Here is a 22,624-nt window from a genome sequence, read left to right as displayed (position 1 = left end):
AGACGGCCCACGGATTCGGGCCACTTACCCACCAAAGGAGCGCTTTAAGTGACAGTTCAAAATGACAATCAGCCGAATGTATCCAGCCAGTCTACCGCCTTCGACGTTGCGGCCCTCTTTCGAGATGCAACGCCAGCGCCAGAAGTCAACGAAGGCGACGAAAACCGCAGCGAAGCACAACAGCCAGACAAAACAACTGACGACGCTAGTCAATCCGACCTTAGCCCAGGGGATGAGAGCAGCGCTGGCAACGGCGAAAGCATCTACCAGTTCGACGGCGCAGAGTACACAGCGGAGCAAGTAACCGCAGCACTGAAGCACCACAACACAAACGAAGCTTTCAGCCAGTCCATTGCGCCACTTGTGGACAACATTAAACAGTTTCACGACCAGGCCGCCCGATTTCAGGCGATGGCGGTCACTGAAACAGACAAGCAAATTGAGGAGCTACAGCGGGCGCTGGCGTCCGGGCAACTCAATGCGCAGGATTACCAGTTAGCCCACCAATCATTGCAGCAGGCCCAGACCCGCAAAGGCATGTTAGAAGCCGCAGCCCAGCAGACTGAAGCGAAACGCCAGCAGGCATTAAGCAACGCCCGCCGCCAGAACGCCGCGAACGTCGCAACGCAATTAGTAAAACGCGGATGGACCGCTGACAACATGAAGCAGGCCCAGGGCATTGTTCAAGGTGTCATGAATATGGACCAATTTGCGGACGTGGTAAGTCCAGCATTTATGGAAATCTTGAAGGATGCCTACGCCTACCGCAGCCAGCGCGAAACCGCAGCGGCAAAACTTCAGCAGCAGACCAAAAAGGTCATTAAGACCGGAAAGGGGACCACGGCTGCAACTCCGCCGAAGGTCAAGGAAACCGCGCAGGCGGGCAGCAGTGAATGGATGCAATCCCTGTGGGGTGGTAAGTAATGGCAAGGGCAAACAGCGACAGCAGCAGTAACAGTAGCAGCAGCAACGAAAGCTGGCTGTATGAGTATCTCAGTCCGGTCATGATTGATTTTATCGAGTCGAATCCCACGATTGATTACAAAGAATCCATCATTGCCGAAATGCCGCCAGCGATGCAAAAAGCGCTGGAGTCCTATGGGAACGGCGGGGCTATTGATGCGGGTAAATCGTTAGTCCAGAAAGGGGGCGGGCTTATGTCCGACTCTATCGCCTGGATGCAGGGCGCATTAAACGGCGGAACGAAAGAGGCTTTCGCTAGTGGTGTGTCCGGCATCATGGGGGCCGCCAGCCCGTTCATGGAAAGCCAGGCCGCTGCAATTCAGGATGATGTTTACGCGAGCATGGGCGCGGCCTTCGGAACCTCCGCACAAAGCACAATGAGTAACGGCGCAGTGATGAATAGCAGCAACGCCGAAAACTCTACGAACGCAATTCTTGCTAGTGGTGCGAACGCCATGACCGCTGGAATTGCCGGGATGCAGGCGGATGTGCTGGGCGGTGCCATCGGCCTGACTACGGACGCACTTTCCGCCGCGCTGGGCTTGAATCAAAACCTGCTACAAACGGGCAAAGGTATTGCGGGCGCTGGTGGTGATCTGATTTCCTCCGGTACTAAAAACATGTTTAACGCGGGTCTGTTTGAGATGTTCTACAACCAGAGTGTTCTGGATAACAACCGTAAAAACGACATGATTAACAGCAATTTAGAATGGATTGATATGGCGGCGCTTATGGCGGTGACAATGCCGGGCGCGGGACTGAAGACCGAAAGCAGCACCGAAACCGAAACTGATAAACAAAATGGGTGGTTCTGATGGGCATGGCGAGTTGGTTTACTGGAGCAATGGAGGCGGTTGGTATTGGCGAGGCGGTCGGGGAAGTTGTGGCGGACCCACGCGCGACGACGGCGGCGACCTCCTCCGGCGAGTGGTGGAGCAAGGGCCTACAAAATGCCTTGCCCCAGATTCTGAAGGTAACCGGACAAAAGGCGGGCAGTGGTCGCGGCCCAACAGCCAGTGCCAGCGCAAAACCCGTTGCGGGCAATGCGTCAAGCGCCATGCAAGTTCCGCAAATGATTGGCAAGGCTGCAAGTCAATCCCCATTAGATAACCTGAATCAGTGGAGTAACCTCTTTTGAGAATGCGCGAACAATTCGGGGCAATGTTTGCCCAGTATGATGACCTGGCGGGGCGCATTAAGGCGGCCCCATCCGCCGAAGCTATTAACGACCCAGTGAAACGCGAATGGGCAGCGCAGGAAGGTTATCGCCCTGGCTACAACCCCAACGCGGACGGCGTGACCTGGCATCAAAAGCCAACGCCAGCTTACGAACAGCCGCATTACATGAATTTTGAAGGCTCAATGTCGCCGGAGCGACTTGTCGAGTCTTACCCCGCGTTCAAGTACAAAGCGGAACACCTGGACCCATACATTCAGGAAACAATTGATAAGGCAATGTCTGGGGAAATCTCAACGCAACGAGCAAAGGAAATCCTTTATCAGTTCGCTCTAGAATCGTTTGAAGAGGCATGGCAAGGGGGCAAGATCACCGGGGCAGCAAAAACGGCCACAACTTTCGCTGAAGCCGTAGAAAAGGCGTCAAAAAGTAACAAGGTCGCAGGGGGTGACGAATGAAAACGGAATTAGACCAACAATTACAGACTGAAGACGCGTTATCGAACGTCCAGGCCGCGCAACCGCTCCAGCTTGTCGACAGCCAACTGACAAGCACCTTACCGCCATTTTATCAGGATGAAAGCGCCTGGGACGCCGCAAGACCAAAGGACCTTGTTACCCCGCCGACCCCGAAGGAAATCAACAAACAAATGTGGGTTGGTTCATTCATGACCGCCCTGATTGTTGGTCTAACGACCAAAGACGCTGGCGCGGCGCTTACTGGTGGCTTGCTTGGAGCCATTGCTATTCATGACTACGGACACGCACTGCGCAAGCGTGGGGAGCATGTACCGGACATGGCGAAGAAGGGTTACTCCGCCCAGGCAATTCTGGCTTACTACGAAGACGGTAATCAGGAAATCCTGAATCAGGAGCGCGACGACATGCTTAGTGAGCGCCGATTCAAAGAGCAGACCCGAACAAGTGACCGTAACTTTATTGAAGGCCAACGCCGCTTTGACGAAAACAGTGACTACCGCGACGAGTCCCTACGGTCCCGCGAATATAACCAGGCCGCGAACCGCAGCCAGCGCGAACAAATCCACGGGGAAACAATGTCTTTCCGTCGTGAGAGCTTGGACGCCCGCAACCGCATGGCACTGGCGCAGCGAAACCCCGTAATGTTCGACCCATCCGCACCTAACGCCCGTCAACAGGCGCAAAAGGCCATGATGAAAGCAACGGACGGGCAGCGCAAAGCCGCGGCGTTCGCAAACCGTATTTACCGTGGGCTGGATGTGGTGGAGTCTCTACAAGGGCAAATCGACCCAGGACGCGTGGGAGAGATTACAAAAGCAATCGGGACTGGTTCAATTGCATCAATGGGACTGGATGCCAGCGAACAACGCTACGTTAACGCCCTCTCAGATGTTATTGCCGCTATCGTCCGCAAAGACTCCGGCGCAGCCGTAACAGAAAACGAGTGGGAGATTGCTCGCGCCCAATACATGCCCCTTTATGGCGATGAGGCGGAGGTAATCCAACAGAAGTTTGAATTCATGCGGGGCCGTGGTGCGGACTCTGAAGCGGAGGCTGGTGGTATTTTGGAACCAATGGCCTATTTGGGCGGACAAGATGTGTCGAAGTTGTCTGGATCGTCGCGCCAGCAGCAGGCGCAAGAAATGCCAGCAACAGACAAGGCGGGTAATCCGAATATGTCTTATAAGCAACAGCTTATGGAAACCTATGGGGAGCTGAAGTGATGCCAACCGTAGAAGAACTTTGGAAGATGCTGGCAGCAGCCCACGAAGCTGGAAACACTGAAGATGCAAAAGCAATCGCAGCCTGGATTAAGGAAATTGAGTCCGCCCCGAAGTTTAAACCGTTGCCGAAAGAAACGGGCATGGTTGAAGACTTCAGCGACGGTTTCGACAAGTCCCTATACACCGCAATTGATACGGGAGCGAACCATTTAAAATCAGGATTCAGTTGGCTGGGTAACCAGTTTGGTATTGGTGACGGGACCTACGAACCGTCCCGCCTTGCCGATGGCGTCAAAACCCGCAATTCCCTGGCGTTCAAGGCTGGTGAATTGACGGGCGACCTTGCGCCAGCGCTGGCTGGTGGTGTGGGGGCTTCGCGCCTTGCCGCTCCAGTGGTTAGGAAGATTGGCAATAAATACGGGATGTGGGCGGCGGATGGTGTGGCGTCGTCATTGGGTGCTCAACTGGCAGATACAGGGGAAATTAGCCTGACTCAGACCGGAGTCGATGCGGGATTAAATGTCGGTTTAAACGCTATGATTCCGAAATGGGCGGCGGCTATCGCCCGCAAAATGCGCGGTGCAGACGATGGGCAATTAGACCTTGCGGCGGCGAATGTTGAAGGCTTTACACCGTCATACGGTATGAAGACCAAAAACAAATTCGCATTAACCAGAGAACGAGCATTGGAAGGGACGGCGATGGGCGGCGGAACCATGCGCCGATTCAACGACGCAAACCAGGAGGCGCTCCAAAAATTCCATGACAATTTGGTCAAGGCCGTTGGTGCACGTGCTGACGCAACCCCGCAGGAGACTGGCGCATCAATCCGTGAAGCCTGGGAAAACTTCCTGAAAGAGGGGCGCGACGCCGGGACCCGAAATTATCAGGACGTTTATCGCGCCGCAGGTAATTTCCGCATCCAAATGCCGCAGGTGCGTGAAGCAATCCACGAACTGACCCGTGTGGCCCGTGATAACAAAGCAATGGCTAAAATGTTGGTCGCGCCCGAACTCCGCAGTGTTAGTAAGATGTTGAATGAACAAGCAAAAGACGGCATGACACTAGAGGGGGCTATTGGTGCAAAAATGGCTATTGATAACATGCTGATTGACCTGGGCATGGGCCTGAAGAAAGCCGACGAGCAGCAGTTATTGCGACTCCGCAGCGCCATTGATGGCGACATTCGCCAACAACTAAATGACCGCGCCGCCTTTGGGGTGTACGCCAGATACAACAAGGCAACGGAAGAATGGGCGAAGTTTGCCCAGAATGAAAAGGGACTCAGCCGACTGTTTGACACGCAAGGTGATGGCGCTTTGTATGCTGCAATCTTTGGTAAAGCGAGCGCCAACAATATCGGCGGGCTGGGAGTGGATAAGCTGAAGCTGTTGCTATCGCTTATGCCTGAAGGGGTGAGAGGTAAAATCAAAGGTGAATACATCCTCCGTGCTGGGCGCGAATCCGCAGGGACCGCAGGAAGCGAGGGCGCGCAATTCAGTGCAGCCAGATTCCTGACGAACTGGAACAAGCTGGAAAAAGACGGCATTGGGGAGTTGGTTGGGGCTGGTCATTCCGGCGACCTTGCTGACCTCGCTTTGATTTCCGATCGCATGAAAATGTATTACGCAGCGGGAAACCATTCGAACAGCGCAACCCACATCATGAACAACCCGCGCCGATTCCTGGACCGTTCTACAGTGGATATGGGCAAGCAGATTGTATCTGGCCTTGTCTTTGACCGGATGGCGGCGAAGGCCCTGACGAATCCAGAATTTGCAGCCGCCGCAAAACGATTCCTGACCAGTACAGCAACGGACCCAGAATACGCCCAGAACGTTATCCGCTTGCTGGTGGTTGCAAACCAGAACCCTGATTTAGTGGATGATATCGAGGCACTATTGGGGGTGGATTCAAGTCAGTAGTTAGCTTTTTGTGCTGTCATGGTTTTACATGGTGGCACAAAATCCTGTTAACTAAAAAGCAGCACAAAAGGCGCAAGGAATGGAGCGCTCTTTTTAGTATCAAATGGAAGCCTTAAAAAATGCCACAACTCAATTCCTACGAACTTAACGGCGTCAAACAATCCTTTGCCGATTGGATCTCTAATATTTCCCCCGATGAATATCCATTCCAGGCAATGATTGGAAAGGCGGCAACGGGCAACGCCAAATTCGAATGGCAGACTGATAGCGACGCACCAGTAGACCCGAATAACGCTCTGTTTGAAGGTTTCAACTTCAACGACTTGGACGACACTTTCGCGCCAACCATTCCTATGGTCGGTTATACGCAAAAAATGGGCAAGGCCGTTCTGGTAACTGGCGACGCTGACGCCCAGGCCGCATGGGGTCGCGGTAAAGAATCTGAGTACCAGACCACTAAAAAAGCCTCAGAACTGAAGCGTGATATTGAGCACTCATTCCTAAATAACGGCGCTACCAAAGCCGAAGTCAAAGGTGTTTCTCCACGCAAACTGGGCGGTTATGCGTCTATGATTTCCTCTATTGATGGCGGCGTTACTATTGAAGGTGATCCGCTGACAGGCACCGTGACTTACATCGAAGCCGCAGGCGCAAAGCCAACGCTTGTTGAAATTTTCGCGGGCATGGCGGCTCTGTGGACCACTGGCGGCAAGCCTGAAGTCTTGATGTGTTCCGAAACTATGTCTGATGTGATCTCCGGCGCAATGGAAGGGACTAGCCGTCTTCGTATGTTCGAAGGTGACAACGCGACCAAAATCACTGTTGAGGTAAATACCATTACCGACGCACTGGGCCAAACTGTCCGCGTTATCTACAACCGCCATATGCCAGCAAACACCGTTTATCTGTTCAACAGCAAGGACTGGGAATCCCCACTTTTTCGCGCTCCTATCACTGACGTTGCAGGCAAGCAGGGTGACTTTAAAAAGTTGGTGATGCACGTCGACTTAGGTCTACGACACCGTAACCCATGGTCGTCCGCAGCAATCGTCCCTTTCGTGGCAGCGTAATTAAAACCGTGACCGTTGCAGCCCTGACAAGCGCAACGGTTGGAACCGCCTACAACCAAACAGCAGTGGCAACACTGGTTGATGCCGACGATGGCTCCTACTCTAAAGTATGGAGCATGACGGCAAGTGGCGGCGCATTGGGCCTAACCATTAACGCGCAAACGGGCGCGATTACTGGAACCCCAACGGCGGCGGGTAGTTACGCAGTAACGATGTCAGTCACCGACAGCCTTGCTAATAACGTAAGCGGGCAAGCGACCTTAACGGTCACTGCGGTAATGATGGCGAGTGTTGAAACAGCACTAACGCCTCCAGTAATGGCGAGTCATTACCAACCAGTGATGGCAACTGAAGCGAAAGCGCCAAAGAAGGCAAAAAAAGCCAAATAACCCACAAGGGCGCATGACGCGCCCTTTTTTGTGATAAGGAATCCGCAAGTGACCGCAAAACTATCCCTCGAAGTTTCAACCATTGCCCAGATTTGCTACGCAGGCGTAACCGCCCTACGCGAAGCGTTGACCAAAGAACCCCAGCCAGAGTGGGATGCGCTTCAGCCTGAAGACCAGGGGAAAATTGTGGACTATATCGTCATGGTTCTTACCGGGCGACCAACTCCCGACACGCCAGAAGGCGAGGTTATTCGCCGCATTTGTTCGGTGCTTCGTAGCGAAAAAAAGACACTGAAATACGCCTAATTTCGGCACTGGAAAAAGCTGGCTTTCGGGCTGGCTTAGATTTCGAGGTAGACCATGCCTACAACTTACGCAGAGTTAAAGAAAGCGGTCCAGGCGTTTTCCGGTCGAACAGACCAGAAGACACTGGCGCAAATCCCCGCGTTCATTCGAGCAGCCGAAACGCATCTGGATGGGAACCTTCGCGTTCCGTCTATGACCGTCACGAAGCAAGTAAACGCTGACGGCCTGTCAATTCCCCTAACCATTATGGAGCTTGAGCAAGTCCTCATTAATGGGCAGGTCGGGCTATTGATGGGCTATGACGAAATCGTACAACGGCGGTTGCTGGTGGATGAGTCCCGCGCTTATGCCATCGTTGGCGCAAACATGGAAATCGTCGCCCCCGCATTAATCGACTTGACCGGATGGAACAAGCCGCAGCGCCTCGCCGATATGCAGCAAGAAAACGCCTACACCAAAGAAGCCGAAAACGCCTTGTTATGGCAGGCGCTCTCTGTATTGGGTGTGTTCACCCGCGACAGCAAGGCCGCGCAAGCTTGGGCAGGCCTCGCCGCTACGGAAATCAGCAATTTGAACATGCAATTCGAGAAATTCAAGAGTGGCGCGGGGGTGCAGAATGTCGCAGGAATCCGCACCTTCTAAACCTCACTGGCTATTAACCCTTGTCGGCTCCGGCGTCGTTATCTCTATGCTCACAATGGCGGGAACGCTGGGGCGCTACGGCGAGCGGGTCGATGCCATTGCTAAAACAATCGAAGAGAACGGCGCAACCGGAAAGGAAAACCAAAAACTACTCACAAAGCTGGAGCTTTCAACCGCAGCGCAAGAGCTAGTTAACGCCGACACTGAAAAACGTCTTGACCGCCTAGAGGGTAAACAAGATGCCATTAGAAACTAGCCCCGTGCTGATTTCCGATTTAGTCCCCGAATGGCCTTTAGCCACCGACCCGCAGCGCGACGGCGACGACCATTTGCGAATCATTAAGCAGGTGCTTCAAAACACCTTTCCGCAGGCTGACGTTGCGCTTGATGCGCCGTTTAGCAACCTGACTAAAATCGGGCGGCAAATCCGCTACTACGCCGCAGCGGAGGGGGTGCCAGAGCAATTTAGCGTAACCAACGAGGCCAATGACAACTATGTGCCAATGCTGGGCGGCTCTCACACTGCGCAACATATGTCTACGGTAGCGAACGCAACGCTAATCAACTGGGGTCAGGTCATTAACCTGTTTTACCCCGTCGGCTCCGTCATTATCACGACCAACTCAAACAGCCCGTTCGCCTGGCTGGGCTTTGGCACCTGGGAGCATAAGCACGGCATGATTTGCGGAATTGGTGACACGACGGATACCTACGGCGCACCGATTCACACTAACGCCGGATGGAACGCCGGATTCGTTCGCGTTCACCCGTCGCACATTATCGCGCACACCCCAACATGGGATTTGGCTACGGGCGGCGGCGGTAGTCACAGCCACCAAATGCCCGCGAACCCTTCAGACCAGGAGGGGATGCAAACCATTCAGGGGTCATCGTCCAGCAATGGCGGGATGTTGGCGGATTGGACGGGGGCGGCGGGTGACCACAGCCACGACGTAACAGGCACAATCACAGTCGGCGCAGGCACTGACGCAGCAGGTGACGCCTTTATGCCACCGCGAACCGGTTACTACATCTGGGAACGCATCGCATAAACCACAGCGCCTTCGGGCGCTTTTTTATCAGGTGAATCATGAAAACAATGATTAATAAACTGGGTGCGGTCGGGATTGTGTTTGACGCCGACCCCGTAGAAATGCCGCTCAACGCACTAACCGACGCCCTGAACGTCCGCTTTGCAGGTCGTGAGATTGAGCAGTGCTTAGGCAGCAAAAAAGAGCCGTATTACCAAACGGACGTGACCGCCACGGCGCAGAGCCATGCCGCCTATCTGGTGCAGCCAATTTTATTTGACGCATACAGCGCCAAAGCCCGCCAGGTGTACACGTGCCACGCCGCCACAACTGAAACGCAAGAGGTGGTTGTGTCGTTCTATGTCCAGAACATGGATACACCGGATTACAAATACCTGTCACACGTCGCATGGCCTCAAACGCCTTGGACAATGTACAAAGGCCAAATTAACAATTGCCCGTTTTTCGGCATGGCTGGACAAGCGCCGCAGGGCAAACAGTACGATTGGACGACATTCAGCACGCTGCCAGGCTTTGGCGAGCAGACCGGAGGTGACCAGGTTGTTGTTACCCGCGAGTGGTCATGCCGCAAAATGGTAGCCTTCGGCAACCGCCTGTTAATGCTTAACACGGTCGAAGAGGACGGTGCGGGGATTTCGCAGCCGTACCCCGCCCGCGTTCGCTGGTCTGGATTCACGCAGCAGAACGCCTTCCCGATTAACTGGGACGACACAGCCGCTAACCGCGTACCTCCTGAGTATGCCGCCGCCACGATTGACGGAATCGCGGGCTGGATGGATTTAGGCACCGACTCACAAATCATTGACGCTTGCGACAATGGCGGGACGCTCTACGTTTACACGGAGCGCGAAACCTTCGCCCTTACGCCCTCCGGCAACGCTAACAGCCCGTTTATCGTCAAGCGCATTTACTCCGACCTTGGGGCGCAAGACCTTTCTTGCGCGGTCAACGCCAAAGGCTATAACTACATTTTCACGGGCAATGATTTTGTGCGTCATGACTCCGTGCGCTGGGAATCACTGGCGGAGGGTGTTGTTCGTGACTGGCTCGCAGAGGTGGTAGTAAATCCAATGCCTGGCGCGGTTCGCGTGGTCAACTATCCAGAGCTTAACGAAGTATGGGTAATGACCAAAGGCACCGACCAACTCGCGGACGATTGCGCTAAAACCCAGTGCCTCACATATAACTACATTGCTGAAACGTGGGGGCGAAAATCCCTGCCCTATATCTATGACGCCGCTATTGTCCCGCTTGCGCCTGGCGATGAGTCCGCCGAACGCTGGGACGATGCCGCGTACGCCTGGGACGCTGACACCGAAGAATGGGGCGGCGGGCAATTGAAAATCGCGCAGGGCGCTATGGTTGGGAGTTGTGCGGCGGGCGGCATTTACTACCTAAACAACGGCTACAAAGAAAGCCGTCACGTTTTCAGTGGAAGCACCTGGGCAATGCAAGAGCAAGACCTTCATTGCTACATCGAGCGAAAGGCCATCGACCTAAACGACGGGTTGCGCCAAATCATCACAAAAACGGAGCTGCGCGGGCGCGGCGCTGATGCCCTGTCTATTTCCACCGCAGGCGCGGAATCACCCGACGCGGGATACTACTGGGAAAGACAAGACCTCGCGTCGCTGGTGGATGAGCGCCGCCAAACATGGATGACCGAAGGGCAATGCCACGCCTTTAGAATGGAGTTATTCGGACGTGGTGCCATTCCTTCCGCATTGACTATCTATCACGAGGATTCGGGCGAATGACACCAGAAGAAAGCAAGCGCCGCCAGAAACTGGACGCCGCGACCCGCGCCGCAGCCGCTACCGCAACCAATACCGAAAGCCAGGTGACAAAAGCCGCGCCGCAGGTGTACCGCGCCCCGCGAATCAACGTACCCGCAAACCGTCACGAGTTCGCAAAGCTTATCGAAGCGGAGCTAACCAAAATTGAGCAGGCGCAAACCGCCATTGTCTCACTGATGAACGAGCGCCCTAATGGGTATAAATACATCAAGGGAACGATTGTTATCAGGACGGCGGCGGATAAATCCTTTGGCCTGCAACTGGAGCAAGCTGACGCCGCGCAAGCCAATTACATTCGGTTTTGGGGTTCACTGGACGCGGGATATCAGGGCGGCGTCGGGGTGCCTGACGCTTCGAATAGTGTCGCCATCTGGTCGGATATTGGGGCAACACTTTGCTGTCAATCCAATGGCTTTGTGAGTCACTCCGGCAAGAAGCTGTATTTCACTGACGGTGGGCAGGCGCAGCAGCTTACAGGGTTGGCGCAACTGGGCGACCCGTTTGTTTCATTGCTTCCCTACGCACTGCGCACTGACGGCGGGGGCAACCAGTTTGGAACCGACGCAAACACCGCACCCATTAACGCATCAATCTTTATGTATGCGGGCACATATAACGGCATTGGTTTAAACGGGGTTCTCTCAACGTATGGCACGTTAAACGGCGGCTATCAACACCAGACTATGATGCCGTACAGCGGCTATGTTTCGGGGTGCCAGTACGCCAGGTGGCGAAATGGCGACGACGGAACTTGGGGCGCATGGCGGGCAGGCCACGCACATTACGCCGGAAACACGGCGTACATTGACTATAACGGCATTAGCTACATTAACGACCCTGGGTCGGTTCGTGCCAATGGCTATATGGAGGTGAGGCAATACGACGACGGAAACGGCATTGGTAATGCCTCGCCTGGTGGCGGATACGGTACGTTTTTATCCTGGGTTGGTGGCTCCTTTGCCACGCAAATGGTAACCAACGACACGACAGGCTCAATCACTATCAGAACGTCGTATTCCGGCAATAACGCGGCATGGCACCGACACGACGCTAACACAATGGTACGTCGTGACGTTTACACCGAACTGTTAGAAATCGGGGTAATCACTGAGGCGCAGCATTCTGCGCTGGTGGCGCGAATGGAGGTAACCGAAGCCCGCAAGCTGGCGGAGGAGGCCGCGACCGCCGCAGCAAGGGTTGTCCCCGCAGTTGGTCCAATGTAGCAAAGCCTCGTTTAGCACGATAAGCATAAAGACAAAGAAGGGAGTCTCTATATATTGAGTCTCCTCTTTTTTTATGGGTCGGGGCGGTAAATGTATATCGATGTTTGGTTTTTACTGAAAGCGGTCGCGGTCACATTTGCTGCTTTGTGCGTGATTGCTGGGGTCTGGGGCTGGGGTAGTCTTTTCATCGGGATTGAAATGGAAAACAGAGCACGGAAGAAATGAAAAAATTAATTATGGGATTGCTGTTAGCGTCCGTTGCTGGTGGCGCAAGTGCAAAACAGTGTGTCGGCGAGGTGTTTGTTAAAAAAGTCGACCAGGACGGCGCTTGGATCTCTACCGACTCAGGACACCTTATCGACTTCGACAGTTACAGCGCGGGTGATGTGATGTTTTGGTTAGCGGGCGATGCCCTGACAATCTGTGATGACGGGACGGTCATTAACCACGACGACAATTCGGAAGGACAAGCGCAACGAGTGGTTAAGCGATGAGGTGAACAGTCCGCTTTAGGTATGCCTAATAGACCCATTTAAAAAGAACCGCCTTTAGTCCACATGATAAAGGCGGTTTGTTGTATATTGGACCGTGTATCAATGTTACCCAGATAAAGGAGACTTTTTATCATGACGATGGTTATTAATGCGTACATGAGAGCATCAACGAAAGAGCAGGACGCAATGCGGGCAGAAAAGGCCCTGAAGGATTTTGCAAAATCCCAGGGCTTTCGAATTTCTGGTTGGTACGTGGAAAATGAAAGCGGCGCGGTACTGGACAGGCCTGAGCTTTTCCGAATGCTGGAAAATTGCGAACCAGGCGACGTTATCCTACTGGAACAGGTCGACCGCCTTTCCCGCATGAGAACCGCCGACTGGGAAAAACTCCGCCGCATCATTTCCGATAAGGGGGTGAAGATAGTGGCCTTGGACCTTCCTACCTCTTGGGCAATGGTCAACGCCACGACGGACGACTTCAGCGGGAGAATGATGGAGTTAATTAACTCTTTATTGCTGGATATGCTCGCAGCAATAGCCCGCAAGGATTACGAGGATCGTCGACGCCGACAGACTGAAGGTATACGCAAGGCTAAAGAGTTGGGGCGCTATCCAGGTAAGCAGGCGAACCACGAAAAACACCGCCAGGTAATCGAACTGAGAAATGCAGGTTGGAAAATTGAGGATATTGTAAAAACGCTTGGGATGGGGCGGAGCACTGTCTTCAAGGTGTTACAAAAAACAAAGCGTGAAACCACATAATAAATAAGGACTCTACGGAGTCCTTTTTCTTTACATAAATAGTCTCTTATACATATAAGTGTAAATAGCACTAAAACCTCAAGACACAATGCCTTATCTCGTTTTAATATTCATTCCGCGCAGTACCGTATGGGTACAGTCTCGTATAGGAATGAGAAAATGAACGCAGCAGCACGAATCACATTGATTGCCCTGGCTAACGACCTGACCAAAGAAATCAACAGCAAAACAATGGCGGACACACTGACGGAATGGAATTGCACCGTGCAGGTTCTGGGTTTGGCTGCTGTGTACGACTTCCCAACAAATTACAAACGCAAGAATGCGATTGTTGCTGACCTTCAGCGCGTATCCGCTCAACTGATTGCAATGGGTGAGGTTGAAGCGGCCCACGCTGAAGCACTGGAAATTGACGCCGCCATTGACCTGATTATTGATGAGCGCCAGCAAGTGAGTGATTGCGGTTACGACGAGTACACCGAATCCCAACGTCTGAAGTCCATTGGGTCGGGAGTGAAAGAGAAGTTTGGCGAGGACTTCAAGGCTCTGAAGGAGACTGCGCTGGGGTTGTGGTTCGGCGGTTTCGTGACTTACCCGCCCGAAGAGTGTGGCGCTGTGTATGTGGATGCATGCGTGAGTTGCCGCCAGCAGTGGGCCTATTTTGCATGAATCGGTACTTCCTCCAGTTCGGGCATTGCAGCCGTGAGCAACTGGAGCGATTCGAACGGGCGGCGGTGCGTTTAATGCGCCGCGACCCGCAGGGCTGGGGGGATGCGTGGTTACTTGCCGCGAATGAATTGACGTTTAAGGAGCAGTATCAATGTTAAAGAAAGCCGAACGCGAAGCCTTACTGACTTTTTTAGGCTTCCATGACCGCGAATTCCGCAGGTCTTGTTTTGATTACGGTGTCTCACTGGATCGCATCAAGGCAAAGGTCAGAATGCATAAAACTGAAGAAAACAAGTTTCGTGCTCGCCCGCTAACCATACGCGAGCAGGCCACGTTGTCCGGCCTGTTGCTGGGGAAAAAAACGGAGTTCACCAACTGGTGCAACACATTTGAAGTGAGCATTGACGCTCTACGCAACGCAGTGAAGGGAATGATTACAAGTGCAGGGAATAAATAAAAGGTCAAGGATTGCCGTGGTACTGCGAAACGGGGTGCCTGTTGCACGGGTGTACGGCTGTCGGATGGGAGCAAGTGAGGTTGGTTTGCGGGTCGGTTACCAGGTTCAGAAGTCCACGGCCCATGGGGTGATCCGTTACGACCTGACGGACCCGGCCCCTTGCAAAGTGAGTTATGACCGCCGCCGATGGGGGGCAAGGAAGCTACCCTGGGCGCAGGACATAACGGGGCGCGGTGCCTTTCTGGTGAGGGTTAAGACATGAAAAACGCCTTGGGTCTGGTTGCTTTTCTGGTGTTTGGTTGGGGCCTGTTTGGTGTCGCGTTCAAGTTTGTTGTGTGGGTTGCGCTTGAAGCCGTGCTGACGGTCGGCGCATGAAAAAGGCGGAGCGTGAACACGTTAACAAGGTTGCGGAGTTGGGGTGTGTGGCTTGCTTCGTTCAATCGGGTGAGTGGTTCACGCCTGGCGAGATTCATCACATAAGGGAGGGGCAGGGTGCAGCGCAGCGGGCGAGCTGGCTGGAGGTTCTTTGTTTGTGTCCGGGACATCATCGGGTTGATGACCGGAAGGCGAGAAAAATCGCCATTCATGGGAATACAGGGCGGCGGTCATTCGTCGTGGCGTATGGAACAGAGCGCGAACTTTTAGCACTGACAACGGAAAATCTATAAATGGAAATGCCAGGTACTTTCATGCGGTTAATTCGCGCTATGTCACTGGAAGAACTCAAGGATTTGAGGGAGTGGAACCGCCAGGACTCCGGATTTAATCGACACGCTAACCGCGAGCTAGACAGGGAAATAAATCAGCGCGAACAGGCATCAATCAGCGCTCTACAGGGGGTATGGGGTGGTGAGTCGGTTACAGCCTAACAGAGCTTTTTGGCTCAATGGGTATCAGGCGGAGGCGCTTTACAACAACGTCGCCCACGTCCGCGCCCCAGTGGAAGACCTGGCTAGGCCGACCACGCGCAACACAACCTATTCATTTGCAGCGTTTCGCCGCGCAGGGAAGACAGACACAACAACGGAAGGTAATAACGATGTTCAAGAATTTATTTAACCGCAAAGCCATAGCTCTAGAAGAACTGGTTGACGAACTGCGCAGCCAACTAAATCAGTCATCAAAAGAAAGGGCTGCATTACGCATCGAATTGCACAACAAGGAAGGTTTTATTGCTGGGCAGAATGCGCAAATTATCCAGCTTCGTGGCATCGCCTCCGGTCTGCGTGACCGTATCCAGACACATGGCAAGACCGAAGCGGAACATCGCTTCATTGCTTCCTGTTTGGATATCTTTAAGAACGGGCGCGGACTTTCCCGCCCACGTTTCCACGCAGCTATGAAGATCATCGAAAAAGAGCGCGAAAGCATGACCGACTGGAACCAGGAGGCCCAGCGCCTGGATGTGTCAACCGCCGCGCAGGTAGCTGTTGAAAACGCAGTAAACGTAAGAACGGAGACTTTTTAACATGGAAGAAAAAACAGTACGCGGCATTACACGTAACCGACTGATGGGTCGTTGCTTTGATGTTTCAATGGATAAGGCTTTGCCGCCAGGTTTTGTTGATGCCTGGGTCAAGTGGTTCGATGAAATGCCAGACGATAAGGCAGCCCCGCAGGTCACTGAAGTTAAACGCCCTTTTGAGGCTGGCGACCTGGACGCCGTGGCTAGTGGTTGCGGTCACTGCCCGAATGCCGCCCAAACTGTTTGCGCTGACGACTGCCCGCCACCGGAGTATTACGCCGCAGATCTAGAGGAGGTCGCCGCCATGCAAACGAGCCGCATTGAGGCCGCGCTGATTCAGCTTGTTGGGGTAAATAATCCAATGGCAGACAGCAACGGCAATCACCGCGCCGCTCCAGCTTGGTTGTCTTCTCTGTTCGTAGAACTTCAAAACGAGATTAAAACGCCGGGTTATGTAGCGGGGTTGATTCCAGAATGAGGGCCGCACCGTCACCACTCCGCAACGCTTGCGAGGCGGTAATTATGGCAAATCCAGGGATAACAATGGTCGGAGTTTCTCGCCTTGTGGGTGAGAGGGTTGTACGCATCGACCACTTAGTTCGGCGGTTGGTTGAAAACGGCGCTGTGTTGATTCACCAGTCTGAAGGGCAGGGGATGACCCGGAGTTATTACCATAAGTCCGCCGCCCACCTGGTGCCACATGACGACATTTTCGAGCGCTGCAAGCGGGTGTGGCTGGGGTACTCAATTCACAAAGTTTTCGGAGCTAGTGGGAAGATTAAATTAAAGCGCGGAGAACTGGAGGCGCAGAATGTTAGCGCCCGCCGCGCCATTACTCCGCAAGGAGTTACGTGATGGGGTTTACGAATGTAGTGACGCCTGACTGGGAGAGAGGTCGCGCCCCCTACGTCCGGTTCAAATGGAATGCAAACGGTGGTGTTCGTGGCTATTTATCCAACAGGGTGGAGGTCGAAACAGATCGTTTCTTTCTGGAGTTGGACGAAGAAAAAGGTCTGATTCGTGTGAAGGGTGCGCCGGGGGATGAGATGAAATTATCCCTGGCGCTGGGCAAGGGTCGAAGTCGTGGTTTTGCAATCGGTAAGCCAGCAATGCGCCGAATTGACACGGAAGAGCGCATCTATCTGCGAAAGGATTCGGACGGATGGTATTACGGGAGCTACAGAGAACCGAATGAATACCTTCTTTTTACTCATGGCAGAGTTTGAAACTGTAACACCTGCACTGGCCGACATTTCGGAGAAGTATCTGGGATTGAAACCACGCACGGCGGAGGAAAAAGCGGCTGTGGGAAAACTGCCGCTGCCCTCCTTCCGGTTGGGTGATACGCAGAAAGCCCCGCGCCTGATTCACCTCCAGGATTTAGCGGAGCATATCGACAACCAACGGCGAAAAGCACGGGATGAGCACGCCGTCTTTTATCCGAAATAAGCCCCTATTTGGGGCTTTTTTTTCGCTGGTCAGTACCCCATGGAGCACCCCATGTTGATGCAGGTGGTTGTAATATATCAATAACGCTTGGGATAAAAACCAGATGAGCATCAGCAACCTGAATAAGATTATTGAAGCGGAAGGGCTGAAAAACATCATTACTGATGTGGTCGATCTGAACGCATTACAGATTGAAGGTGAGTACGATTTCATTCTTTCGACCGTGGTGATGATGTTTTTGGAACGCAACACCATCCCCGGGTTGATTGCTGATATGCAGCGTTGCACCAAAGCAGGGGGCTATAACCTGATTGTCGCCGCAATGGATACCAAGGACTTCCCTTGTACTGTCGGTTTCCCTTTTGCCTTTGTCGAAGGTGAACTGCGTAATTATTATGCCGGTTGGGAATTGATTAAATACAACGAAGATGTCGGCGAGTTGCATAAAACCGATGAACAAGGCAATCGCATTAAATTACGTTTTGCCACTATGCTGGCACGCAAAATTTAAACCGCAGGCCACGCGCGGTTTTGTAGCACAACGCGATAACCGTCGTTATCAATAAATGTTCGTCCGGCGACATCCCAGTACGGATTGAAACTATTAATGGTCAAAAAACCTGCCTCCAACATTTGCTGGCAGGTTTTTTGCCATTGCGCGTTATCTGGATAATAAAGCACTAACAGATCGTCCACGGTGGCAGAAGGTTCGACCGGATGACGGTGGCAAACGGTAAATTCCAGATGCCAGCTTAAATCGTCGCGCCCCAGCATAATGCCGCTGAAGCCATCGTGTTCGTGAAAGCCCCCGAGATCCTGCAAACCTAACCCCAGACAGTACATCTCTTTACTTTGAGCGAGGTCGGTGACCGGTCGTGCAATGCGCAGATGAGGTATCATGTTTAATCCTTATTATTTGTAGTTAATATATATATTAGATCATGCATGTAAAATAATTATTGCTCTCATAAGGATAATAAAAAAATATTAACCAGCAAGGTTTATTTTTAAGTAATTAGCATTTTTCAGCTTTTATGATTTTCCTTTTTATTGCTATAACACGCGCACTTATTTGAAATTTAAAGGGAATTTTAATGAAGCTAACAATATGTTTTAAAGCGGCTTACCTGGCCGGAATATTCGCGTTAGTGGGTTGTGCTTCTTCGGTACCAGCACCTGAAAAATATTCGGGGTTTTTAAAAGATTATTCTGAGCTACAGAAAACGACATCGGGATCGGGTAAAACCATTATGCGTTGGGTCGACCCTGACTTTAAAGGAAGCCAATACGACAGTGTTGTTTACCATTCCGTCATCTATTATCCAGAGCCAAAACCGTCAACTCAAATTGGCGAAAAAACACTGGCGGCGTTGTTGGACTACACCAACACCAAACTTAAAGCTGTGGCGGAGTCTCGTAAGCCACTGGTGGCGAAACCCGGCCCGCACAGTTTGATTTTCCGCAGTGCAATTACTGCTGTGGATTGCTCTAAAGAAGGCCTGCAATTCTATGAAGTTGTGCCAATCGCGTTGGTTGTAGCCGGCACGCAAGCGGCAACGGGCCACCGTACCATGAACACCAACCTCTATTACGAGGCTGAGTTGATCGATGCGGCCACCAATAAACCGGTGATGCGTGTGGTGCGCAAGGGCGAAGGTAAAAATTTGAACAACGAAGGGGCTACGATGACGGTTGACACCCTCAAGCAGGTGATTGATGACCTGGCAGCCGATGCCACCGTATTCGATACCAACCAGATTTAACGACGATACCCGTGATGCGAAAGGGAGCTTAGCTCCCTTTTTCATTCTTACGCGGTGCGTTTGCGTCCGGTCAGGAAGTTAAACATCCCCGGTTTTGAAAACATCACCAAATTGCCAAGCAGAATCATCACCAGCCCGATAATGGCGTTACTGTGCCAGACATAGCCTTCATAAAGGGTCGAAAGAGTGAGCGCGACGAGCGGGAACAGCAGAGTACTGTAAGCCGCCTGACTGGCACCGATGCGCCCAACGAGCGTGAAATAGGCACCGAAGGCAATCACCGAGCCGAAAATCGCCAGATAGAACAGTGAGCCCATATAGCGCAGTGTGAACTCGGGCATAAATGAATCGCCACGCAGGATGGCCAGTACGCCCATAATGACGGTGCCATAAAACATGGCGTAGGTATTGGTCGACAGTGTCTCCAGACCACGGCGTTGATGGCGAGCGCTTATCATATTACCGAGCGAAAACCCAAACGTGCCGAGCGCACTTAATCCGATGCCTAACAGCAGTGAGGGCGCCAGTTGTGTGGCGACCAGATCGTGCCAGAACAGCGCGACTACCCCAGAAATGCCGAGTGCCGCTGCGGGCAGCAAGTTTTTATGAGGGCGCTGACGGAAGAAAATCATGCTATTGACCGCGTTAAACAGTACCGCCATGGAAAAAATCACCGACTCCAGCCCTGAGCTGATGTATGCCGCAGCATGATAAAAACAGACGAAGTTGAAGCCGAAAACACAGCCGCCTTGTAGCATACAGAAGAGGTGATCCCGCAAGCTGATTCGACGTAAACGCCCCAATGAACGCAGCACGACCAGCATCACCACCGCCGCCACGGCAAAACGCCAGAAAATTGAAACGGGCACTGAGACCACGCCTTGCTGCATATAGATAGCAAGCCAGGTCGTCCCCCAAATCACCACCACAGAAATATAAAGTAACGCATTCATGTTTTTGTCTCCCCAAACTGATAGGGGGGAGTATCGGCGAATGCACAATCGCATGCTTTCATTTGCTTGCGCGGCTTGCATATTCTTGCGGTTTTTTTACCTGCCAGACTTTTGTCATGCTTTAAATCTGGTAACAGACCTGCGCACTACTTAAACTGGCACTTCTGAACTTTGATGGTATTTCGCGATGACCCAGCCGTATAACGCTTTTGAAAATCTTCGCCAGCACAATGCCGTGTTGGAAGATAACGTGCAGCTGGGTTCGGGCATCCAATTGTCGGCGTGGTCAAACAGCCTTGATCGTGTAACGCAATGCAGCGATCACCATACGTTGAGCATGTATGTGAATGAGGGCCAGGAAACCTATCATAAAACCTTATCCGGCTGGAAAAACGGCGGCGGGCCAGACCGGTTTTGCCTGATGCCACAAGATGTCGAAACGACCTGGGATATCCGCAATCATTTTTCGTTTGTACATCTGTATTGCACGGATGCGCATTTGCGCGGCATTGCGGAGCAAATCTGGGATCGAAGTCCGGCGTCTATTCAGCTTGATGAGAAAATCTTCAGTGAGGACCCGCGCATCACGCAGTTGTATCGCCATTTTCTGTTAAGTAGCGACTGGCAACAACGGGCGAACCATCTAACGCTTAGCACGGCGTCAACATTGTTACTGACGCATTTGATTCAGACCTACAGCAACGTGCAATGGCGCTTGCCGAATGTCCGTGGAGGGCTGGCACCCGCAGTGTTACGTAATATCCAGGCCTATATTGAACAGCATCTTAGCGAACCCTTAACGCTGACCGAACTGGCGCTGGAAGCCGGTTTGAGCGAGTTTCATTTTGCACGAATGTTCAAGCAATCCACACAACTCGCTCCTCATCAATATGTGATGCAGCGTCGCATGCTGCGCGCCGAAAACCTGGTGAAAAATAGCCCGTTAACGCTTACCGATATTGCGATGGCTTGCGGGTTTAGCTCCGCAAGCCATTTCAGCAATCGCTTTAAGGCCTCGTTTGGTGTGACACCTTCGCAGCTACGCGCGGCGGGAAAGTGAGAACACCGCGTAACACATTCCGCCCGCAACCAGCCCCCAAAAAGCAGAACCGATCCCCAATAAATTGACCCCGGATGCCGTGACTAAAAAGGTCACTATCGCGGCATCGCGCTCTCGTTCATGGTTTAACGCCTGGTACAGGCTTCCGGCAATGGTGCTGAGTAATGCCAGACCCGCCAGAGTGTGGATGTAAGCAACCGGGAGAGCGGTGAGCAACGTCGTTATTGAGCCGCCAAAAATACCCGCCAGCAAATAAAATACTCCCGCAGCCGCTGCGGCAAGCCAGCGCTTTGAAGGATCAGGATGAGCTTCCGCCCCCTGGCAAATTGCGGCGGTTATCGCAGCAATACAAACTGAAAATACGCCAAACGGAGCCAGTAACAGGGCAATGGCGGCGGTGACGACAATCAGCGGTGAGACAGGGACGTCAAAACCAGAGGCTTTCAGCGTCGCCACACCGGGCGCATTTTGTGATGCCATCGTGACGAGAAAGAAGGGAATACCGATACCGAGCATGCTGCCGAGCGAAAAGTGCGGAGCCGTAAATTCAGGCATCACCATCGCAACGGGCACGCTGCCGTTCTGCAGATTGCCGCTCATCACGCACACCAGCAGGCCGACAACCATGGCAACGACGACGGCATAACGCGGTGCCCAGGCTTTTGCCAACAACCAGCCAAGCAGCATACTCACGCCGAGTAAAAAATTGCCCTGCAATGACGTAAAGGCATCAAGGCCAAATCGCAGCAGGATACCCGCGAGCATGGCGGCCGATAATGTCGAAGGGATCAGTCGCATTAAGCGAGCAAACAAACCGGTCGCGCCGCAGAGCAGAATTAAAAACGAAGCGAAGATAAATACCCCAACGGCTTCGTTCAGCGAATGCCCCGGTAAGCTGGTGGCGAGTAACGCGGCACCAGGCGTCGACCAGGCGGTGAGAATCGGCGTGCGATACCAAATCGTCAGCACCAGGGTACTGATACCCATGCCAATTCCCAGCATCGTGAGCCAACCCGCGATTTGCATTGGGTTAGCACCCGCGGCTTCAGCGGCCTGCCAGATGATTGCAGCTGAACTTGCGTAGCCGACTAATACGGCGACAAACCCGGTTAAAATCGTGGGTAACGGAATGGTTAACGTGCGCATTTTTTCCCTTTTTTGTTATATACCCGTCATACTTCGAGCTGCTTATGCGTTGGCTGTGCTCAATCGCCCGAATCACTTACCAGAGTAAGCTCATCGGGACTCTTTCCCTTGCCGCCTTTAAGCAACTCGAATTATTTTGGGTATAGCGTCACGGGACTATA

Annotated in this window: 30 protein-coding genes and 1 pseudogene; 28 read left to right on the top strand and 3 right to left on the bottom strand. The window is 52.8% G+C overall.

The genetic code is table 11. The features are described 5' to 3' along the window. Positions 1–48: 48 nt before the first annotated feature. From BSPA111_RS12805 to tehB, 26 genes and pseudogenes are all read left to right on the top strand, one after another. Positions 49–924: a hypothetical protein gene (locus BSPA111_RS12805; protein ID WP_183271547.1), complete on the top strand. Its 876-nt coding sequence runs from the start codon at positions 49–51 to the stop codon at positions 922–924. Then, complete coding sequence (locus BSPA111_RS12800; protein ID WP_183271546.1) at positions 924–1,778, top strand: hypothetical protein; 855 nt, start codon at positions 924–926, stop codon at positions 1,776–1,778. Before BSPA111_RS12805 ends, BSPA111_RS12800 begins: the two co-directional genes overlap by 1 nt. Positions 1,779–1,783: 5 nt before the next feature. Further along, complete coding sequence (locus BSPA111_RS12795; RefSeq protein WP_183271545.1) at positions 1,784–2,101, top strand: hypothetical protein; 318 nt, start codon at positions 1,784–1,786, stop codon at positions 2,099–2,101. After that, the gene (locus BSPA111_RS12790) at positions 2,098–2,598 is read left to right on the top strand and encodes a hypothetical protein (RefSeq protein ID WP_183271544.1); all 501 of its coding nucleotides are present in this window, start codon (positions 2,098–2,100) and stop codon (positions 2,596–2,598) included. Before BSPA111_RS12795 ends, BSPA111_RS12790 begins: the two co-directional genes overlap by 4 nt. Continuing rightward, complete coding sequence (locus BSPA111_RS12785; protein WP_183271543.1) at positions 2,595–3,842, top strand: hypothetical protein; 1,248 nt, start codon at positions 2,595–2,597, stop codon at positions 3,840–3,842. Before BSPA111_RS12790 ends, BSPA111_RS12785 begins: the two co-directional genes overlap by 4 nt. Further along, on the top strand, positions 3,842–5,767 hold the full coding sequence (locus BSPA111_RS12780) for a hypothetical protein (protein WP_183271542.1): 1,926 nt from the start codon (positions 3,842–3,844) through the stop codon (positions 5,765–5,767). Before BSPA111_RS12785 ends, BSPA111_RS12780 begins: the two co-directional genes overlap by 1 nt. Positions 5,768–5,886: 119 nt before the next feature. Next, on the top strand, positions 5,887–6,837 hold the full coding sequence (locus BSPA111_RS12775) for a DUF5309 family protein (RefSeq protein ID WP_183271541.1): 951 nt from the start codon (positions 5,887–5,889) through the stop codon (positions 6,835–6,837). An 8-nt stretch (positions 6,838–6,845) separates the two neighbouring features. After that, positions 6,846–7,226, top strand: a complete 381-nt coding sequence (locus BSPA111_RS12770) for an Ig domain-containing protein (protein WP_183271540.1) — start codon at positions 6,846–6,848, stop codon at positions 7,224–7,226. 48 nt (positions 7,227–7,274) lie between these two features. Further along, positions 7,275–7,532: a hypothetical protein gene (locus tag BSPA111_RS12765; RefSeq protein WP_183271539.1), complete on the top strand. Its 258-nt coding sequence runs from the start codon at positions 7,275–7,277 to the stop codon at positions 7,530–7,532. A 54-nt stretch (positions 7,533–7,586) separates the two neighbouring features. Next, positions 7,587–8,174 (top strand): hypothetical protein, encoded by a 588-nt coding sequence (locus BSPA111_RS12760; RefSeq protein WP_183271538.1) that lies wholly within the window; start codon positions 7,587–7,589, stop codon positions 8,172–8,174. Further along, entirely contained in the window at positions 8,149–8,430 is a 282-nt protein-coding gene (locus tag BSPA111_RS12755; RefSeq protein ID WP_183271537.1) for a hypothetical protein, read from the top strand. The genes BSPA111_RS12760 and BSPA111_RS12755 overlap by 26 nt, the downstream gene beginning before the upstream one ends. Further along, on the top strand, positions 8,414–9,226 hold the full coding sequence (locus BSPA111_RS12750; protein WP_183271536.1) for a hypothetical protein: 813 nt from the start codon (positions 8,414–8,416) through the stop codon (positions 9,224–9,226). Before BSPA111_RS12755 ends, BSPA111_RS12750 begins: the two co-directional genes overlap by 17 nt. Before the next feature lie 38 nt (positions 9,227–9,264). Further along, the gene (locus BSPA111_RS12745; RefSeq protein WP_183271535.1) at positions 9,265–10,983 is read left to right on the top strand and encodes a hypothetical protein; all 1,719 of its coding nucleotides are present in this window, start codon (positions 9,265–9,267) and stop codon (positions 10,981–10,983) included. After that, positions 10,980–12,245 carry a hypothetical protein gene (locus BSPA111_RS12740; protein ID WP_183271534.1) on the top strand — a complete coding sequence of 422 codons (1,266 nt, stop codon included), beginning with the start codon at positions 10,980–10,982 and terminating at the stop codon, positions 12,243–12,245. The genes BSPA111_RS12745 and BSPA111_RS12740 overlap by 4 nt, the downstream gene beginning before the upstream one ends. 221 nt (positions 12,246–12,466) lie before the next feature. Continuing rightward, complete coding sequence (locus BSPA111_RS12735) at positions 12,467–12,739, top strand: hypothetical protein (protein WP_183271533.1); 273 nt, start codon at positions 12,467–12,469, stop codon at positions 12,737–12,739. Positions 12,740–12,877: 138 nt separating this feature from the next. Continuing rightward, positions 12,878–13,501: a recombinase family protein gene (locus tag BSPA111_RS12730; protein WP_183271969.1), complete on the top strand. Its 624-nt coding sequence runs from the start codon at positions 12,878–12,880 to the stop codon at positions 13,499–13,501. A 159-nt stretch (positions 13,502–13,660) separates the two neighbouring features. Beyond that, positions 13,661–14,170, top strand: a complete 510-nt coding sequence (locus tag BSPA111_RS12725; protein ID WP_183271532.1) for a hypothetical protein — start codon at positions 13,661–13,663, stop codon at positions 14,168–14,170. Beyond that, positions 14,167–14,328 (top strand): hypothetical protein, encoded by a 162-nt coding sequence (locus tag BSPA111_RS12720; protein ID WP_183271531.1) that lies wholly within the window; start codon positions 14,167–14,169, stop codon positions 14,326–14,328. Before BSPA111_RS12725 ends, BSPA111_RS12720 begins: the two co-directional genes overlap by 4 nt. Then, positions 14,322–14,627 carry a hypothetical protein gene (locus BSPA111_RS12715; RefSeq protein ID WP_183271530.1) on the top strand — a complete coding sequence of 102 codons (306 nt, stop codon included), beginning with the start codon at positions 14,322–14,324 and terminating at the stop codon, positions 14,625–14,627. Before BSPA111_RS12720 ends, BSPA111_RS12715 begins: the two co-directional genes overlap by 7 nt. A gap of 371 nt (positions 14,628–14,998) precedes the next feature. After that, positions 14,999–15,295, top strand: a complete 297-nt coding sequence (locus BSPA111_RS12710) for a Ref family recombination enhancement nuclease (RefSeq protein ID WP_183271529.1) — start codon at positions 14,999–15,001, stop codon at positions 15,293–15,295. Positions 15,296–15,316: 21 nt separating this feature from the next. Continuing rightward, positions 15,317–15,496, top strand: a complete 180-nt coding sequence (locus tag BSPA111_RS12705; protein ID WP_183271528.1) for a hypothetical protein — start codon at positions 15,317–15,319, stop codon at positions 15,494–15,496. A gap of 170 nt (positions 15,497–15,666) precedes the next feature. Further along, complete coding sequence (locus BSPA111_RS12700; RefSeq protein WP_183271527.1) at positions 15,667–16,095, top strand: hypothetical protein; 429 nt, start codon at positions 15,667–15,669, stop codon at positions 16,093–16,095. A gap of 1 nt (position 16,096) precedes the next feature. After that, on the top strand, positions 16,097–16,570 hold the full coding sequence (locus BSPA111_RS12695; protein ID WP_183271526.1) for a hypothetical protein: 474 nt from the start codon (positions 16,097–16,099) through the stop codon (positions 16,568–16,570). A gap of 376 nt (positions 16,571–16,946) precedes the next feature. Next, positions 16,947–17,318 carry a hypothetical protein gene (locus BSPA111_RS12690; RefSeq protein WP_183271525.1) on the top strand — a complete coding sequence of 124 codons (372 nt, stop codon included), beginning with the start codon at positions 16,947–16,949 and terminating at the stop codon, positions 17,316–17,318. Continuing rightward, positions 17,284–17,541, top strand: a complete 258-nt coding sequence (locus BSPA111_RS12685; protein ID WP_183271524.1) for a pyocin activator PrtN family protein — start codon at positions 17,284–17,286, stop codon at positions 17,539–17,541. Before BSPA111_RS12690 ends, BSPA111_RS12685 begins: the two co-directional genes overlap by 35 nt. A gap of 73 nt (positions 17,542–17,614) precedes the next feature. Further along, positions 17,615–18,052, top strand: a pseudogene (tehB, locus tag BSPA111_RS12680) (tellurite resistance methyltransferase TehB); the annotation flags it as partial. On the opposite strand, the gene BSPA111_RS12675 reads toward tehB, so the two are convergent. Continuing rightward, a complete protein-coding gene (locus tag BSPA111_RS12675; RefSeq protein WP_183271523.1) occupies positions 18,049–18,441 on the bottom strand; it encodes a VOC family protein in 393 nt (130 codons plus the stop codon). The pseudogene tehB and the gene BSPA111_RS12675 sit on opposite strands and share 4 nt — an antisense overlap. Before the next feature lie 194 nt (positions 18,442–18,635). Between BSPA111_RS12675 and BSPA111_RS12670 the strand changes: the two genes are divergently transcribed. Then, the gene (locus BSPA111_RS12670; protein ID WP_183271522.1) at positions 18,636–19,304 is read left to right on the top strand and encodes a DUF3313 domain-containing protein; all 669 of its coding nucleotides are present in this window, start codon (positions 18,636–18,638) and stop codon (positions 19,302–19,304) included. Positions 19,305–19,351: 47 nt separating this feature from the next. Here the strand turns inward: BSPA111_RS12670 and BSPA111_RS12665 are convergent, their stop codons facing one another. After that, positions 19,352–20,257 carry a DMT family transporter gene (locus BSPA111_RS12665; RefSeq protein ID WP_183271521.1) on the bottom strand — a complete coding sequence of 302 codons (906 nt, stop codon included), beginning with the start codon at positions 20,255–20,257 and terminating at the stop codon, positions 19,352–19,354. A gap of 187 nt (positions 20,258–20,444) precedes the next feature. Between BSPA111_RS12665 and BSPA111_RS12660 the strand changes: the two genes are divergently transcribed. Beyond that, positions 20,445–21,317 carry an AraC family transcriptional regulator gene (locus BSPA111_RS12660; RefSeq protein WP_183271520.1) on the top strand — a complete coding sequence of 291 codons (873 nt, stop codon included), beginning with the start codon at positions 20,445–20,447 and terminating at the stop codon, positions 21,315–21,317. On the opposite strand, the gene BSPA111_RS12655 is transcribed toward BSPA111_RS12660, so the two are convergent. Then, positions 21,297–22,463, bottom strand: coding sequence for a benzoate/H(+) symporter BenE family transporter (locus BSPA111_RS12655; protein WP_183271519.1), 1,167 nt, complete (start codon positions 22,461–22,463; stop codon positions 21,297–21,299). The genes BSPA111_RS12660 and BSPA111_RS12655 overlap by 21 nt on opposite strands. Positions 22,464–22,624 lie beyond the last annotated feature (161 nt).

It is taken from the genome of Buttiauxella sp. A111 (assembly GCF_014189855.1).
GTDB lineage: Bacteria > Pseudomonadota > Gammaproteobacteria > Enterobacterales > Enterobacteriaceae > Buttiauxella > Buttiauxella selenatireducens.
The sequence above is the reverse complement of the archived record's forward strand: the minus strand, read 5'-3'. Positions and strand labels throughout refer to the sequence as shown.

What these genes read in the sequence shown, in the direction of transcription:
- BSPA111_RS12695 (WP_183271526.1), top strand. Translation starts at nt 16,097, where the DNA reads ATGGAAGAAAAAACAGTACGCGGCATTACACGTAACCGACTGATGGGT.
- BSPA111_RS12730 (WP_183271969.1), top strand. Translation starts at nt 12,878, where the DNA reads ATGGTTATTAATGCGTACATGAGAGCATCAACGAAAGAGCAGGACGCA.
- BSPA111_RS12670 (WP_183271522.1), top strand. Translation starts at nt 18,636, where the DNA reads ATGAAGCTAACAATATGTTTTAAAGCGGCTTACCTGGCCGGAATATTC.
- BSPA111_RS12675 (WP_183271523.1), bottom strand. Translation starts at nt 18,441, where the DNA reads ATGATACCTCATCTGCGCATTGCACGACCGGTCACCGACCTCGCTCAA.
- BSPA111_RS12775 (WP_183271541.1), top strand. Translation starts at nt 5,887, where the DNA reads ATGCCACAACTCAATTCCTACGAACTTAACGGCGTCAAACAATCCTTT.
- BSPA111_RS12685 (WP_183271524.1), top strand. Translation starts at nt 17,284, where the DNA reads ATGAATACCTTCTTTTTACTCATGGCAGAGTTTGAAACTGTAACACCT.
- BSPA111_RS12735 (WP_183271533.1), top strand. Translation starts at nt 12,467, where the DNA reads ATGAAAAAATTAATTATGGGATTGCTGTTAGCGTCCGTTGCTGGTGGC.
- BSPA111_RS12795 (WP_183271545.1), top strand. Translation starts at nt 1,784, where the DNA reads ATGGCGAGTTGGTTTACTGGAGCAATGGAGGCGGTTGGTATTGGCGAG.
- BSPA111_RS12755 (WP_183271537.1), top strand. Translation starts at nt 8,149, where the DNA reads ATGTCGCAGGAATCCGCACCTTCTAAACCTCACTGGCTATTAACCCTT.
- BSPA111_RS12715 (WP_183271530.1), top strand. Translation starts at nt 14,322, where the DNA reads ATGTTAAAGAAAGCCGAACGCGAAGCCTTACTGACTTTTTTAGGCTTC.
- BSPA111_RS12710 (WP_183271529.1), top strand. Translation starts at nt 14,999, where the DNA reads ATGAAAAAGGCGGAGCGTGAACACGTTAACAAGGTTGCGGAGTTGGGG.
- BSPA111_RS12690 (WP_183271525.1), top strand. Translation starts at nt 16,947, where the DNA reads ATGGGGTTTACGAATGTAGTGACGCCTGACTGGGAGAGAGGTCGCGCC.
- BSPA111_RS12785 (WP_183271543.1), top strand. Translation starts at nt 2,595, where the DNA reads ATGAAAACGGAATTAGACCAACAATTACAGACTGAAGACGCGTTATCG.
- BSPA111_RS12720 (WP_183271531.1), top strand. Translation starts at nt 14,167, where the DNA reads ATGAATCGGTACTTCCTCCAGTTCGGGCATTGCAGCCGTGAGCAACTG.
- BSPA111_RS12740 (WP_183271534.1), top strand. Translation starts at nt 10,980, where the DNA reads ATGACACCAGAAGAAAGCAAGCGCCGCCAGAAACTGGACGCCGCGACC.
- BSPA111_RS12665 (WP_183271521.1), bottom strand. Translation starts at nt 20,257, where the DNA reads ATGAATGCGTTACTTTATATTTCTGTGGTGGTGATTTGGGGGACGACC.
- BSPA111_RS12660 (WP_183271520.1), top strand. Translation starts at nt 20,445, where the DNA reads ATGACCCAGCCGTATAACGCTTTTGAAAATCTTCGCCAGCACAATGCC.
- BSPA111_RS12725 (WP_183271532.1), top strand. Translation starts at nt 13,661, where the DNA reads ATGAACGCAGCAGCACGAATCACATTGATTGCCCTGGCTAACGACCTG.
- BSPA111_RS12655 (WP_183271519.1), bottom strand. Translation starts at nt 22,463, where the DNA reads ATGCGCACGTTAACCATTCCGTTACCCACGATTTTAACCGGGTTTGTC.
- BSPA111_RS12700 (WP_183271527.1), top strand. Translation starts at nt 15,667, where the DNA reads ATGTTCAAGAATTTATTTAACCGCAAAGCCATAGCTCTAGAAGAACTG.
- BSPA111_RS12705 (WP_183271528.1), top strand. Translation starts at nt 15,317, where the DNA reads ATGCGGTTAATTCGCGCTATGTCACTGGAAGAACTCAAGGATTTGAGG.
- BSPA111_RS12800 (WP_183271546.1), top strand. Translation starts at nt 924, where the DNA reads ATGGCAAGGGCAAACAGCGACAGCAGCAGTAACAGTAGCAGCAGCAAC.
- BSPA111_RS12780 (WP_183271542.1), top strand. Translation starts at nt 3,842, where the DNA reads ATGCCAACCGTAGAAGAACTTTGGAAGATGCTGGCAGCAGCCCACGAA.
- BSPA111_RS12745 (WP_183271535.1), top strand. Translation starts at nt 9,265, where the DNA reads ATGAAAACAATGATTAATAAACTGGGTGCGGTCGGGATTGTGTTTGAC.
- BSPA111_RS12750 (WP_183271536.1), top strand. Translation starts at nt 8,414, where the DNA reads ATGCCATTAGAAACTAGCCCCGTGCTGATTTCCGATTTAGTCCCCGAA.
- BSPA111_RS12760 (WP_183271538.1), top strand. Translation starts at nt 7,587, where the DNA reads ATGCCTACAACTTACGCAGAGTTAAAGAAAGCGGTCCAGGCGTTTTCC.